Origin of the sequence: Pseudoxanthomonas sp. J35 (genome assembly GCF_000513995.1) — a bacterium.
GTDB lineage: Bacteria > Pseudomonadota > Gammaproteobacteria > Xanthomonadales > Xanthomonadaceae > Pseudoxanthomonas.
Window position 1 is genome coordinate 1 of the sequence record NZ_AZVB01000025.1, and the last position, 14,067, is coordinate 14,067.

The 14,067-nt window shown below is 67.9% G+C and carries 12 protein-coding genes and 2 tRNA genes; 4 read left to right on the top strand and 10 right to left on the bottom strand.

What is annotated here, in order from left to right; genetic code table 11:
• Both PSEJ35_RS17685 and PSEJ35_RS0112680 read right to left on the bottom strand, forming a co-directional pair.
• On the bottom strand, positions 1-215 hold a 215-nt coding region (locus PSEJ35_RS17685), incomplete at its 3' end, for a hypothetical protein (RefSeq protein ID WP_232207662.1).
• A gap of 50 nt (positions 216-265) precedes the next feature.
• Complete coding sequence (locus PSEJ35_RS0112680) at positions 266-670, bottom strand: hypothetical protein (RefSeq protein WP_156924812.1); 405 nt, start codon at positions 668-670, stop codon at positions 266-268.
• Between the two features lie 638 nt (positions 671-1,308).
• Between PSEJ35_RS0112680 and PSEJ35_RS0112685 the strand changes: the two genes are divergently transcribed.
• Positions 1,309-3,033 (top strand): IlvD/Edd family dehydratase, encoded by a 1,725-nt coding sequence (locus tag PSEJ35_RS0112685; RefSeq protein ID WP_028918122.1) that lies wholly within the window; start codon positions 1,309-1,311, stop codon positions 3,031-3,033.
• 109 nt (positions 3,034-3,142) lie between these two features.
• Positions 3,143-3,934: a beta-L-arabinofuranosidase domain-containing protein gene (locus tag PSEJ35_RS17045; RefSeq protein WP_028918123.1), complete on the top strand. Its 792-nt coding sequence runs from the start codon at positions 3,143-3,145 to the stop codon at positions 3,932-3,934.
• On the opposite strand, the gene PSEJ35_RS0112695 is transcribed toward PSEJ35_RS17045, so the two are convergent.
• Together PSEJ35_RS0112695 and uvrB are read right to left on the bottom strand one after the other, a co-directional pair.
• A tRNA-Val gene (locus tag PSEJ35_RS0112695) sits at positions 3,905-3,979 on the bottom strand. The two genes, PSEJ35_RS17045 and PSEJ35_RS0112695, sit on opposite strands and share 30 nt — an antisense overlap.
• A gap of 286 nt (positions 3,980-4,265) precedes the next feature.
• Positions 4,266-6,293: an excinuclease ABC subunit UvrB gene (uvrB, locus tag PSEJ35_RS0112700; protein WP_028918124.1), complete on the bottom strand. Its 2,028-nt coding sequence runs from the start codon at positions 6,291-6,293 to the stop codon at positions 4,266-4,268.
• A 410-nt stretch (positions 6,294-6,703) separates the two neighbouring features.
• Here uvrB and PSEJ35_RS0112705 point away from each other — a divergent pair, with 410 nt between their 5' ends.
• Positions 6,704-7,252 (top strand): GspH/FimT family pseudopilin, encoded by a 549-nt coding sequence (locus PSEJ35_RS0112705; RefSeq protein WP_028918125.1) that lies wholly within the window; start codon positions 6,704-6,706, stop codon positions 7,250-7,252.
• A 50-nt stretch (positions 7,253-7,302) separates the two neighbouring features.
• Positions 7,303-7,379: transfer RNA gene (locus tag PSEJ35_RS0112710), tRNA-Asn, on the top strand.
• Positions 7,380-7,445: 66 nt separating this feature from the next.
• Here the strand turns inward: PSEJ35_RS0112710 and PSEJ35_RS0112715 are convergent.
• Genes PSEJ35_RS0112715 through PSEJ35_RS0112740 form a run of 6 tightly spaced genes read right to left on the bottom strand, consistent with a single transcriptional unit; the run spans position 7,446 to position 13,953 of the window.
• Positions 7,446-7,916 (bottom strand): type IV pilin protein, encoded by a 471-nt coding sequence (locus PSEJ35_RS0112715; RefSeq protein ID WP_028918126.1) that lies wholly within the window; start codon positions 7,914-7,916, stop codon positions 7,446-7,448.
• A gap of 11 nt (positions 7,917-7,927) precedes the next feature.
• The gene (locus PSEJ35_RS17300; protein ID WP_156924813.1) at positions 7,928-11,326 is read right to left on the bottom strand and encodes a PilC/PilY family type IV pilus protein; all 3,399 of its coding nucleotides are present in this window, start codon (positions 11,324-11,326) and stop codon (positions 7,928-7,930) included.
• Between the two features lie 20 nt (positions 11,327-11,346).
• Complete coding sequence (locus PSEJ35_RS0112725) at positions 11,347-11,901, bottom strand: PilX N-terminal domain-containing pilus assembly protein (protein ID WP_051412675.1); 555 nt, start codon at positions 11,899-11,901, stop codon at positions 11,347-11,349.
• Positions 11,901-12,968 (bottom strand): PilW family protein, encoded by a 1,068-nt coding sequence (locus PSEJ35_RS0112730; RefSeq protein ID WP_232207663.1) that lies wholly within the window; start codon positions 12,966-12,968, stop codon positions 11,901-11,903. The genes PSEJ35_RS0112725 and PSEJ35_RS0112730 overlap by 1 nt, the downstream gene beginning before the upstream one ends.
• Positions 12,965-13,459 carry a type IV pilus modification protein PilV gene (gene pilV / locus PSEJ35_RS0112735; RefSeq protein ID WP_156924814.1) on the bottom strand — a complete coding sequence of 165 codons (495 nt, stop codon included), beginning with the start codon at positions 13,457-13,459 and terminating at the stop codon, positions 12,965-12,967. The genes PSEJ35_RS0112730 and pilV overlap by 4 nt, the downstream gene beginning before the upstream one ends.
• The gene (locus PSEJ35_RS0112740; RefSeq protein ID WP_232207664.1) at positions 13,456-13,953 is read right to left on the bottom strand and encodes a GspH/FimT family pseudopilin; all 498 of its coding nucleotides are present in this window, start codon (positions 13,951-13,953) and stop codon (positions 13,456-13,458) included. Before PSEJ35_RS0112740 ends, pilV begins: the two co-directional genes overlap by 4 nt.
• Positions 13,954-14,067: the final 114 nt, after the last annotated feature.

The window sequence follows — 14,067 nt, forward strand, 5'->3', positions numbered from 1 at the left end:
CCGATGAATGAGAGAGGCCTTCGGGTGCGGTTTTTGCCCTGGTCCGGATCGGCGACATCGATCCAACAAGACCGTCCACGGAAATGCAGTCTGGCTTTCGTTGCCACCGACCACTGAGCGAACAGCAGCACCGCAGCAGAGCAGCAGAGCAGCAGAGCAGCAGAGCAGCAGAGCAACAACACCACAACGAGGAAGCAGCAATGCCTGAAGCTCAAGGCAAGGACGTCATGCACCCCGGGTTGACGGGAAGCTCCCCACGGAATTGTTAGGCCTGTGCCCGAGCATGCACGGCCACACTGTACATAGTGGCCAACGCCAACTTGGCGTCTGCCTCAAGGATGGAATCCGGATGCGTTCTGCGCTTGAGCATGCGCTGCCCGAGGTTGTGCGGATGATCGAAGTCTTTGAGGTGCACGAACGGGTTTCGGATACGGCGGAGTGTGTCGAGCTGCTCGCACAGGATCGGCGGTAGTGTGCCCGCCTTGCGGTAGTGCCCAACGATGGCGGCCAGCCCTTGAGTGGCGACCTTTTCATGGCCGGAAGCCTGCAAGAGCCCGCCGAGCCAGTGCTCCGCAAAGGCCGAGGCAAGGACAACTGTAGCGACGTATTGGCCATAAACGAAGCAGTCTTTTGCCTCTTGGAACACGCGCATGCATTCCAGCGGCATCAAGTAGCCGCTGCTGCGAGGGATAACCTGGCTAAGCCATCTGATGCGCTCAGCACGATCCGGAACTTGGCGAAGCTCGTGCCGCTCTAGCGCAGCCTCGTACTTCGGGCGGCAGCGTCGGACGGGTTTACCAAGCAAATCAGTCTGCACGTGCGGCGGAACCTTGTTCACAGGCCAAACTACCAGTAGACCCCCACTGGGGGCGTGGCACCGAGTGTGTGGTGCCCCCAACCGGCCGTCAATTGACGAATTCCCGTCCAGGTCATGCACTTGCGCCGGCCTGCCCCTGCCCATGATCAGGCAGCAATCAGAGGAATGCGGCAAGGAGCCCCCGATATGTCTTATTGCGGCAAGCAGCCCCCGGTATCGGGGAAGGCTGGCACCGTCTGCTTCGGTACTGCGAGGCCCAGGGCGGCCCTGCCGCGGATGGAGACCGCGGTCCGGGCGCGGCGAGCTGCCCGCCGGCCCCGTTCCCAGCGGAGAAGGCCTCGCGGGTAGATTGCAATACGCATATCGATCTGCGTGCATTTGTTATTTTTCGTGCATTCCCCACCCCGGTAGCATCCCCCGGCAACGGGACGGAACCGTGCCATCGGCACGGCGACGCCCCGGCCACTCCACCGGGCAGGGATCCCGAGCGCATGAGCGAATCCAGCAAGCCGCCCTTCCGCAGCCGCCAGTGGTTCGGCCGCGAGGGCAAGCAGGGGTTCTACTACCGGAGCTGGCTGAAGGGCCTGGGCCTGCCCCACGACCTGTTCGACGGCCGCCCCGTGATCGGCATCTGCAACACCTGGTCGGAACTGACCCCCTGCAACAGCTCGCTGCGCGAAATGGCCGAGCACGTGAAGCGCGGCGTCTACGAGGCCGGCGGCTTCCCGCTGGAGTTCCCGGTGATGTCGCTGGGCGAGACCCAGGTGCGGCCCACCGCCATGCTGTTCCGCAACCTCGCCTCGATGGACGTGGAGGAATCGATCCGCGCCAATCCCATCGACGGCGTGGTCCTGCTGATGGGCTGCGACAAGACCACGCCCTCGCTGCTGATGGGCGCGGCCAGCGTCGACCTGCCGACCATCGGCGTATCCGCCGGGCCGTCGCTGTCGGGCAACTGGCGCGGCAAGCCGGTGGGCTCGGGCACCGGCGTGATCGAGATGTCGGAGATGGTCCGCGCCGGCACACTCACCCAGGCCGAGTTCACCGAGGCCGAATCCTGCATGCAGCGCTCCAAGGGCAGCTGCATGACCATGGGCACCGCCTCGACGATGGCCAGCATGGTCGAGGCGCTGGGCATGTCGCTGCCGGAGAACGCGGCGATCCCGGCGGTGGACGCGCGCCGCTTCCGCCTGGCGCACCTGAGCGGCCGACGCATCGTGGAGATGGTGCGCGAGGACCTGCGCATGTCGAAGGTGCTCACCCGCCAGGCCTTCGCCAATGCGATCCGTGCCAACGCCGCGATCGGCGGCTCGACCAACGCGGTGATCCACCTGCTGGCCATCGCCGGCCGGCTGGGCGTGCCGCTCAGCCTGGACGACTGGGACACGCTCGGCTCACGCCTGCCCTGCCTGGTCAACCTCAAGCCGGCGGGCGAGTACCTGATGGAGGACTTCTACTACGCCGGCGGCCTGCCGGCGGTGCTGCGCGAGATCTCGCAGCACCTGGACCTGGATGCGCTGACGGTCACCGGCCGCACCCTGGGCGAGAACATCGCCGACGCGCCGTGCTGGAACCGCGAGGTGATCCGTCCGCTGGACCAGCCGCTGCGCGCCGAGGCCGGCATCGCCGTGCTGCGCGGCAACCTCGCCCCCGACGGCGCGGTGGTCAAGCCCTCGGCCGCGTCGCCGCACCTGCTGAAGCATCGCGGCCGCGCCGTGGTGTTCGAGGACATCGAGGACTTCAAGGCGCGCATCGACGACGAGGCCCTGGACATCGACGAGACCTGCGTGATGGTGCTGAAGAACTGCGGCCCGCGCGGCTATCCGGGCATGGCCGAGGTCGGCAACATGCCGCTGCCGCCGAAACTGCTGCGCCGGGGCATCACCGACCTGGTCCGCATTTCCGATGCGCGCATGAGCGGCACCGCCTACGGCACCGTGGTGCTGCATGTCTCGCCCGAGGCGGCGGCCGGGGGCCCGCTGGCGCTGGTGCGCGAGGGCGACTTCATCGAACTGGACGTGGCCGCGCGCCGCCTGCACCTGGACGTGGACAAGGCCGAACTGGCGCGCCGTCGCGCCGAATGGTCGCCGCCCCCGGCGCCCACGCGCGGCTGGGCCAGGCTCTACGTCGACCACGTGCAGCAGGCGCACCTGGGCGCCGACCTCGACTTCCTGGTGGGCGGCAGCGGCGACACGGTCGCGCGCGATTCGCACTGACGGCCATGCGTTCCCGCCCCGCCACGCCCACGGTTGCTTGCCCCGCGGACATCCCTGCTTCGGCAGACCTCCCGTGCAGCGGGGCCTTCTTGTCCAGACGGCAGCGCCGATGGCCGCTTCCGGACCCGGCGCCGGCCTGACCCGGCGCCACTTCGTCGCGACGCTGGGCGCCACCGCGCTCCTGCCGCTGCTGCCGGCGGCGGGGCCGGCCGCGACGGCACCCGCGATGCGCCCGCTGCGGTTCTTCCCGCTGGCCGACGTGCGCCTGGGCGAAGGCCTGTTCGCCCGCTCCAGTGACCTCAACCTGCGTTACCTGGCGGCGTTGGACGTCGACCGCCTGCTGGCGCCGTGCCGGATCGAGGCCGGTCTGCCCTCGCCCGCGCCGAAATACCCGAACTGGGAATCGATGGGCCTGGACGGGCACACCGCCGGCCACTACCTGTCGGCGCTGGCGCAGCAGGCCGCGCAGGGGCACGCGGAGATGCGCCAACGCCTGGACTACATGGTCGCGGCGATGGCCCAGTGCCAGCGCACCAACGGCGACGGCTACGTCGGCGGCGTGCCCGGCGGACGCGTGCTATGGGAGCGCATCGCCTCCGGCGACTTCCAGGCCGAGTCGTTCTCGCTGGAAGGGGCCTGGGTGCCGTTCTACAACCTGCACAAGACTTTCGCCGGCCTGCGCGATGCGTGGCTGCTGACGATCTGTCACGGCGGGCGCCCAGACTGCAGGCACGCAGGGCGCAGGCTTGCGGGCGGGACCCAGGTCGAAGAAAAAAGCCGGCCCACGTGCGACACGACAGCCCCCGGAGCCGACCGGCGAGTGCCGTGGCTTCAGGTATCGATCGGGGAATCGGGATCCACTCCGTGGGAGTGGTGGGCGGTACAGGGTTCGAACCTGTGACCCCTACCATGTCAAGGTAGTGCTCTACCGCTGAGCTAACCGCCCGTTGGAACTCGCGCTGCGCGGATTGCCCGCTGCAGGGGCGCGCATTCTACCGTGAGGGCGGGCCGGACTACAACCATCCGCGCGGATGTCCCGCCACGGCTGCCGCATAACGGCCGATTTCCGGTCCGCGACGCCCCGCAGCCTGCACCTCGCGGCCGGCGCGCAGCCCGGCCGAAACCGCCCGTCTGGTCGTCGTCGCGCTGATGGCCGCGGACCGGACCTCCCGCCGCCCCTTCGGGGGGCCGTCCAGCTGGCCCAGGTCCGCCCGCAGGTCGGGACCGGTGCCTCAACCGGCCAGGCTGGCTTCCTTCAGCTTGCGGATCTGGTCGCGCACCCGGGCCGCTTCCTCGAACTCCAGGTCGCGGGCGTGCTGGTACATGCGCTGCTCCAGTTCCTGGATTTTCCGCGCCGCCTGCGCCGGGTCCATGACCGCGTAGTCGGCGGGCGACTCGGCCACCTGCCGCGCCTTGCCGCGCTGGGACTTGCCGCGGCCGCCCTCGCCCGGCTCGGCGCGGGCGCCTTCCATGACGTCGACGATCGGCCGCACCACCTGGCGCGGGGTGATGCCGTGCTCGGCGTTGTACTGCTCCTGCTTCTCGCGACGGCGGTTGGTCTCGTCGATCGCGATCTTCATCGAGCGGGTGATGCTGTCCGCATAGAGGATCGCGGTGCCGCGCAGGTTGCGGGCAGCGCGACCGATGGTCTGGATCAGCGAACCGGCCGAACGCAGGAAGCCCTCCTTGTCCGCGTCGAGGATCGCCACCAGCGAGACCTCGGGCATGTCCAGGCCCTCGCGCAGCAGGTTGATGCCCACCAGCACGTCGAACTTGCCCAGGCGCAGGTCGCGGATGATCTCCACGCGCTCCACCGTCTCCACGTCCGAATGCAGGTAGCGGACCTTGATCCCGTGCTCGGCCAGGTAGTCGGTGAGGTTCTCGGCCATGCGCTTGGTCAGCGTGGTGACCAGCACGCGGTCGCCCATCGCCACCCGCTTGTTGATCTCCGACATCAGGTCGTCGACCTGGGTCGCGACCGGGCGGATCTCGACCTTCGGGTCGAGCAGACCGGTGGGGCGCACCACCAGCTCCACCACCTGGTCGGTCGCCTCGCGCAGCTCGTACGGCCCCGGCGTGGCCGAGACGAAGATCGATCGCGGCGCGCGCGCCTCCCACTCCTCGAACTTCAGCGGCCGGTTGTCCAGCGCCGATGGCAGCCGGAAGCCGAACTCCACCAGCGTCTCCTTGCGCGAGCGGTCGCCCTTGTACATGGCGCCGATCTGCGGGATGGTCACGTGCGACTCGTCCACCACCAGCAGCGCGTCGGCCGGCAGGTAGTCGAACAGGGTCGGCGGCGGCTCGCCCGGGGCCTTGCCGGTGAGGTGGCGGGAGTAGTTCTCGATGCCCGAGCAGTAGCCCACCTCGGCCATCATCTCCAGGTCGAACTGGGTGCGCTGGGCCAGGCGCTGCGCCTCGACCAGCTTGTTCTGCGCGTACAGCTGCTCCAGCCGCTCCTTCAGCTCGATCTTGATCGTCTCGATCGCGGTGAGCACGCGCTCGCGGGTGGTCGCGTAGTGGGTCTTCGGGTAGATCGTGTAGCGCGGGATCCGGCGCAGGACTTCGCCGGTGAGCGGGTCGAACACGGAGATGTTCTCGACCTCGCCGTCGAACAGCTCGATGCGCACCGCCTCGTTGTCGCTTTCGGCCGGATGCACGTCCACCACCTCGCCGCGCACGCGGAAGGTGCCGCGCTGCAGCTCGTACTCGTTGCGGGTGTACTGCAGCTGGGTCAGGTGGCGCAGCAGGTCGCGCTGGTCGATGCGCTCGCCGCGCGACAGGATCAGGCGCAGCGACAGGTAGTCCTCCGGCGCGCCCAGGCCGTAGATCGCCGAGACCGTGCCGACCACCAGCACGTCGCGCCGCGACAGCAGCGCCTTGGTCGCGGCCAGGCGCATCTGCTCGATGTGGTCGTTGATCGAGCTGTCCTTCTCGATGAAGGTGTCGGTCGAGGGGACGTAGGCCTCGGGCTGGTAGTAGTCGTAGTAGCTGACGAAGTACTCGACCGCGTTGTTGGGGAAGAACGCCTTGAACTCGCCGTACAGCTGCGCGGCCAGGGTCTTGTTGTGCGCCATCACCAGCGTCGGCTTCTGCACCTGCTGGACCACGTTGGCGATGGTGTAGGTCTTGCCCGAGCCGGTCACGCCCAGCAGGACCTGCTTGGCCAGGCCGGCCTCGAAGCCCGCGACCAGCTTCTCGATCGCCTGCGGCTGGTCGCCCGCCGGGGCGTACGGGGACACCAGCTCGAACCGCTCGCTCATGGGCGACACCGTGGGTGGGGACTGTCCAGTATAGACAGCGGGGCTGTGCCGGCCGTGACCGGAGGTGCCGGCGGCCCGCGGCTGGCGACCACAAGGGGCAGCGATGCGCGCGGCCAGGCGGTTGCCAGCCGGGGCCAGCAGCGTGGCGCCGACCTGGCGCACTGGCACTGGCGCTGGCGCTGGCACCTGGCGACTACCGACGGCAGCCGGCGACAGAGGCCGACAAGGGGCGCAGCGCGGCGGCATCAGCCGATCTGCCCACCATGCCGCCCCAGCGCGTTCCCGGCGGCCTTATGCAGGGACGCCCGGCCGGATGCGGCGAATTCCTACACCACGCAGGCCGGGATGCCGATTCCGCCGGCCGGCAGCCGCCCCCATGCTGGAACCCCCGAGCGAAAAGGATTTCGCCCATGCGCAAGGATGCGCCGGGGTCGGGCCCGGGCTTCAGCCTGGTCGAACTGATGGCCGCCCTGGCCGTCACGGCGATCCTCCTGGGCCTGGCCTTGCCCGGATTACAGGAGACGGTGCGGCGGCACAGGGCCGAGGCTGCCGTGCACCAGCTTTCGACGATGCTGGCCGTCGCCCGGAACACCGCCATCGTCCGGCGGACCCCGGTGACCGTGTGCCCGTCGCTGGGCGGCGGCCAGTGCCACGCCAAGCCGGACTGGAGCAGCGGGTGGCTGGTCTACCGGGATCCCCAGCGGGCGTCCCAGCCAGCCTCCCCCGCGGACGTCCTCCACGAGGTGCGGATGCCCCTGGACGCGTCCGTGCGCGCCTACTCCAGCGCCGGCCGCCTCCGGGTCCGCTACCAGCCCGACGGCCTCAGCAGCGGCACCAACCTGACGATCCGCGTGTGCAACGACCGCGGCGTGCACGCCGAACTCGTCGTCAACAACACCGGCCGCGTCCGCGTGTCGCGGCCGTCGGGCCCTCCAGCGCCATGCCCGGCCCCGGATTGAGGCCGACCCGTTGCCGTCTCCGGAACAATCGCCCTATAATGCGCACCCCCGCCCGAATAGCTCAGCCGGTTAGAGCACTTGACTGTTAATCAGGGGGTCGTTGGTTCGAGTCCAACTTCGGGCGCCAGATGAAGCAAGAAGGGCCGCGTGTGAACGCGGCCCTTTTTCTTTGCCTGCCCTTGACGCCGGACGCTTACCAGCAATCCGTCACCGGGGCCGAGCCCGTCCTGCCACGCACGCCGGCCTGCGTGATGCTCAGGGTTCCGCACTTCGTGTCCTTGGTTGCCTGCGCCCCCTGGGGCACGGCCCGCAAGGTGTACGCGCGCGGCGCGGCTGCGGTAGGCGTGACCTGGTAACTGATCTGGTAGTGCTGCGCGACCTCGGCATCACACTGGGCAAGGGCGGGCGCACTGTTGGTGGCGGTGTTGTAGTAGGACAGGTTCGTCGTATAGAAACGCTCCATGAATTGCGCGCGTTCCTGCAGGCAGGCCGCCGCCGCAGCGCGGCGCGACTTCACGATGAACGAGTCATAGCTGGCGTATGCCACCGTCGCGAGGATGGCCATGATGGCCATGGCGATGAGCAGCTCGATCAGGGTAAAGCCCCGTGCCGGATACGCATGGCGTGGCGAGGAGTACCTGCGCACTGGATAGCTGACCTGCATTCACCTGCTCCTTAGTCTCGAATGATTTCACGCCACGACACGCGGCCGACGCGTCGCATTTCGCGGATGCGCTCGCACTCCACCGAGGCGTCGGAAATGTTCACGCAGATCTGGCCGCCACCGCCACCGGGGCCGCTGCCGCCACCAGTGAAGATGGCACCTTGCGTACCCATGCCACCCAGGGGCACCGAACCCACCGGCAGGGTCCGGCCGCCTCCCGTTATCACTTCATCGTCAAACACACCGTCGCCATCGTGGTCGAACAGCGACGTGCCCAGGCTGGCTCCGGTGAATGCGTCCAGCGCGTTGAGGTAACCACTGCCGCCAGGCAGGCAGGGATCGCGGCTGGGGATCACGCTGGACACGATCAGGATGCCAGCCACGACCTGCGGGTCGCTGACGATGCGCTCGCCCCGCGCGGTACCCGGGGGGTACGGCGGATCGACCAGGTCGATGTACCAGCCCAGCCGGCCGGCTGTCAGCGCGGAGGCAGCCTCGAAGGCACGCGCTCCCGTGGTGGCGTCCACGAGGCTGATCACCCTGCGCTGCAGCGCGCCACGGCCGGCGATGGTGGAGGCACCATCCTTCACGCCGTACATGCTCTGGACCTGGGTGCTGATGACATCGTCCTCGTTGAGGAAGCGCCCCGTGCCAAAGAAGACCCAGAGCTCGAACGTGCTCGGGTCACGTACCACTGCGGGAGCGGACGTGATCGGCTGCCGCTGCCCCGCGTCGTTGACCGCGGTGTACAGGATCATGCGGCTGGACCCCGCGGACCAGGTCGTGCTGCTGTTCGAGCGCAGGTCGAACTTCCACAGGTTGCCCTGCAGGTCGCCCGCGTACACATAGTCCGCGGTGCCGTTGCCATCCAGGTCGCGGATCGTCGCGGCGTAAAGGCCATTCGGCGCCGCCGCACTGCCCACGCCGGTATCGATCTCGGCCAGCAGCTGGCCATCGCTCAGGCGGTACACCAGCAGCGCCGCCCGGTCGCCCGAGCTGTTCACGCCGTTGGGCACGATCACGCCGGTCACGCCATTGTTGAGCTTGGCGATGATGGGCTGGCCGAGCACCAGGCCCATGTTGCCGTTGGGCGTCTCGTAGCGCTCCCACTTCACGTCGTTGGTACTGAAGCTGTCCGGCGAGGTGACATCCAGCGAATAGATGCCCTTGCCACCACGGCCCAGCGCGCCTACGAGGAGCGTGGCGCCCGGCGTCTGCGCGCGATCCGAGACCACGATGGAACCGTCGACGAAGTACCGGTGCTCGTAGTCCGGCAGGCTCAGCGTGGACAGATCAGACAGGCTGATGCCGCCTGGCACGTACGCGAATCGCTCCACGCCATCGTTGGCATTGAACGCATGCAGCATGCCGTCGTTGGCGCCCACGTAGATCGTTTGCTCGCGCGCCGCGTATACGGGCGACGAGTTGACGATATCGCCGAGCAGGTGGTTGCGGTTGCGCAGCGTGCCGCCGTTGGCCAGCTCCAGGCTGCGATTGCCGGCGATGTAGGCCGCGTTGTTGGCGCCCGTGACGGCGGGCGTCGTCGTCCGTTCGAGCGCGTTGACCTGGGCTGCCGTGGGGAACACCGCGCCGCCCGTTCCGTCGTAGGTGAAGATCCGCCGCCCGGTGGCGGGAATGCCCGCCGCAGCGTTCCAGATCGGCGCATCCTGGTTGACGCTGCCGGAAACCACCGGATAGGCGATCAGGTTGCCCGTCCACACGCCGGAGATGAAGCTGCCCTGGTAGGAGCGGGAGCCCGCCGTCAGCTGGGTGGAGTTGGCCGACAGGTTGGAGAACGAACCCGTGCGCTCGACGATCGAGGCCAGCGAGGCACGCAGGCCCTCCGCGAACTCGTCCGGGTTGGACGCGGCAAGGAAGGTTCCGCGGCCATTGACGGCGGCGTGGTACAGGTCGTCGATGCGATGCAGGTCTTCCGCGTCGTTCGGGTTGGGCCAGCGGGCCGGGCCGCCGGGAGTACCCGGTCGCGGACCATTGGGATCCACTTCACCCTTCAGGCCGATGGAGATGCCGAAGGTCACCATGTGCTGCCAGAACGCCGGGTTGCTGGAGGTGGTCGGCACCTGGTTGGGCAGGTCCGTGCGCAGATCGTTCTTCCAGTAGCGCATGGCTACGTCGGCCAGCGTATTGGAGTCGCTGCTGGCGTAGGGCGCGACTGCGGCATAGGTGTAGCTCTGGTTGCCGGGCCCGGTGATGGTGGGTCCAGCGTTGTTGTCCTGCTCGTTGACGGCGGTGTAGTTGGTATTGTCGTTCCAGTAACCGTCGGTGGTCAGGATGGTGAAGTTCTGCCGGCACGAATACTGCGCGCTACCCGACTGGGGGCCGTACGGGCCGGTGTCCGAGTTGCTGCTGAAGTACAGGCCAGCCTGCTGCAGCGCACCCTTCAGCGGCGTGCCGTTGTAACCAATGGCACCATAAAGCCGGTTGAACCACTGCGTGCGGTTGTTCAACGTACCGTTCAGTCCGTTCGGATTGGCGAACAGGCCATCGTTGTGCTGCACCGGGATCGGAACGGCCTGGGTCGGTTCATTGACCGGCCGCGTGCCGCCCGGCTGGCGCTGCCAGATGGTGCGGAAACCCACGCGGACATTGCCTGCCAGCCCATTGAACGCGATGCCGGAGCCGGCCTTGGCCGCCTTCATGCGCGTGCGGTGGTAGGAGAACCAGATCGCGTAGTTGGTGCGCTCGTCGGCCTCGCTGCGGCCGGTGGGCGTGATGCGCGTGCATTCGCGATACTGCGTGCCGGTGCTGGTGCTGCAATTCCTGTCGGCCAGCCCGCGGTTGTAGTTGGGCGAGGTGCCGCTCCGCGCTCCGTAGATGCTGCGGACGATCACGCCATCTTCGAAGATCTGGTAGCGGTAGTAGTTCGCCTGCTGGGACAGATAAGTCGATGATGTGTTGGTCGGATCGATCGGAACGTAGAACGTCTGCACGCCGCCGCAGACCTGCGTGCTTTCCTCACTGTTGTTGGAGCTGTTGTTCTTGTTGTAGTAGCGGCAGCTGTTCGAGCTGGCAAGATTGATGGTGGGACCGCTGGCAAGGTTGAAGTCACCATACACGGCGTCGTAGGTCGTACCACCCGTCATCAACGTACCATCGGCCTGCGTCCACGGCTGGTAGGTACGCGCCGGATTGTAATAGACGGTGTTGTGGATGTAGGTACGCCCCTGCCAGCCGCTGATGCTGTTGGCCGGCATGGCATCGAACGCCATCGAGCCCGAGTCGTCGAGGACGTACAGGATGTTGGGCGCCACGCGCCCGCTGGACTGCAGCGGCTCGCGCGGCAGGTTGATGCCAGCGTCCGCGGGCAGTGCCAGCAGCGTTGCCGCGAAGGCGAACGCGCCATTCTTCAGCAGGGCCAGGAACGCGCCATGGCGTGCTTTCTTGTTCATCTTAAGCTCCCGTGGGCCGTTCATGGCGCAACGAAACTCGACTGCAGCAGCACGCTGGCGCGGCCATTGGCCTCGCTGCGCGCCGTCACCTTGTAGACGGGTCGGATGCACAGCTCCGTGCCGCGATACTTGCTGCCGGCCTCGTTGCACTCGAACCAGGTTTCCACCCAGCCCGCGTGCTCGACGAAGAACTGCGCCTGGACCGCCTGCGCGCCGCCAATGCCGTTGTTGACATTGCTGGTTGCCGCACGCCACCCGGCGAAGGAGGGATCGGTGGCCCGGTCCGGCACCGTGGTGGCAGGGGAGCCACACATGCCGTTCACGCACGCGGCGCCGGCGGCAGGCGGGTCCGCGCCCCAGGCACCGGCCACGATCATGGCCTCGGCTTCACGCAGTGCCGCCTCGGCGGCCTGGAAGTTCTGGCTGCGGTCCAGCAGGTTGGCGCTCATTCGCTCCTCCAGCAGCGTGCCACGCAGCACGGCCAGCCCCAGCAGCGTCATGACCAACAGCAGGATGAGCACCACGACGAGCGAGGCACCCCGTTGCCGGACACGGCTTGCGTGCATGGCATCCATTACAGGCTCCTGTTGCGAAGATTGGCCACCTGGACCAACTGGCGGGTCACGGTATTGCCATCGATGTTTTCCTGGCCGGCCAGCGTGAGCTCCATCCGTACGGCGACGACCTCACCCCATCGTCCAGCGGGCACGAGGTTCGCCGCGACATACGATGTGGCGCCCGGAAGCAGGTAGGTAAGGTTCATCGCCTGCACGCCCTGGATGATCTCCTGGTTCGTGATAGCGCCATTGGGTCCGACCACCCGCTGGTAGAGCGAGGACCCACCCGTGCCATTGCCCAGGTACCACACCGAGGACTGTACCCGGGAGATCGTGGCGTTGGCGCCGTAGGTGAACTCGCTGCCCGCCGGGCCGAGGTTGGCCGACGCGTTGCCCGGCGTACCACCCGCGGCCTGGTGGCGGATCGTGGTGCCGCCGCCGGCGTTGCTCATCTGGAACAGGCCGCCGAGGCGGACCGTGCCCACCCCGCTGTCGACCACGCTCGCGAACGAAACGACGTCCGAGTTTTGGCCGCATACAACGAGCAGATCCCCGGCCTGGAACCCATGGTTCGCGTTCTGGACGGTGAACGTCTGGGTGGACGGCACGTGCGACACCACGGTCGCCACGCGCTGTCCCGCCGTGAGCACGGAGATGGCCGGCGTACCCGCGACCCGTTGGCCGGGTCCGGAACCGGTGTTCAGGCCATCCACGGCCACGCCGCCGTCGTACCCCACCAGTCCCCCGCCAAGCGCGACATTGCCTGGCGTGACGCCCCAACGCGTCCACCAGTTGTTCGCCGGCAAGTTCAGGACGTTGATCAGCGGCATGCTGTCGGTGCTGTTGCAGGGGTTGCCGCCCGCCTCACGCACGTTGCGCCCCATCATCTCGAAGGCCATGCGCACGCCTTCCTGCACCCGCCCGAGGTCCTCGGTGGCACGGTAGGCGGCGCGGTTGGAAACGAAGATGCCGATGGCGGCGCCGACGACCAGCAGGCCGAGCACGAGCGCAATCATCATCTCGATCAGGCTGAAACCATGCGCGGCACGGCGCGCACGCAACGGGGAGCCCATGGCGTTCCTCATAGTTGTGTCCTGGTCGCGACGCGGTACGTGGTGGAACCCGCGCCCGCGTTGTCCGTGCCACGGCTGTCGTCCCACTGGACGGTCACGGTGCAGTCCGCCCCGTTGCAGGCGATGGTTCCGCACGTGGTGGCGGTGTTGCCCAGCGTCTGCTCCAGCGAGCTGATCCAGGCACGGATATCGCTCTGCGCCAGGGTCGCGTTGGCCGCGGGCGGATCGCAGGTCTGGACCAGGTTGTATTCGCCGGCGAGTGCAGCCGCGCGATTGGCGCGCATGGATTCGAGGATGGTGTAGGTCTGGATGACCGCCTGGCTGCGCTCCAGCGAGCTCTGGCTGTTGCGCAGGGCGGTGGCCTGCATGGCGGCGATGCCGAGCAGGCCGATTCCCATGATCAGGATGGAGATCATGACCTCGAGCAGTCCGGCACCCGCCTGCGGGCCGGGCGGGGCGACGCGGCGCCCGCGCGGGCGCGTTTCCATCGGATGGGTCTTCATGGGCAGGCACCTGGCGTGTCGTACTCGCGCTTGGATGTGGATACCCGGCCGCCCGCAGCCAGGGCCACTTCGCGGAGGTTCTCCGCCGGCTTCGTGGTGGGCAGGCAGACGGTGATCGTGGCGTCCTGCAGCAATCCGCCCGCGTCGCGCGCCATTCCGTCCGGCCGGAACACGATGCTGGTGGCATCGCCGCCCAGCTGGAGCGGCGCCTTGGCCGTGCTGACGCGGATGACCTCCACGCCGCCGCCGGCGATGGGAGCGGTGATGATGCGGTTGGACCAGTCCGCCGCACCCGAGCAGGCGGCGCTGTCGACGCTGGGGCAGACGGTGACCCGCTGGTTGCGCCGGACTGCCTCGGAGCGGGCGAACTGCAGGTCGGCCACCAGCTCGTTGGCCTGGGCCGTGAGGCGGTTGCTGTTGATGACCGACGTGAAACTGGGCACCGCCAGCGTCAGCAGGATCGCAAGCACCGCAATGGTGATGATCAGCTCCATCAGGGTGAAGCCCTGCACGCGGCGGCTGGATCGGCGCAGAACGTGACCTGACGGCGTACTCGGTGTGGGCATGTGATTTCGGTCCCCAGTTCCCCAGCGCGCACCCTAATCGGT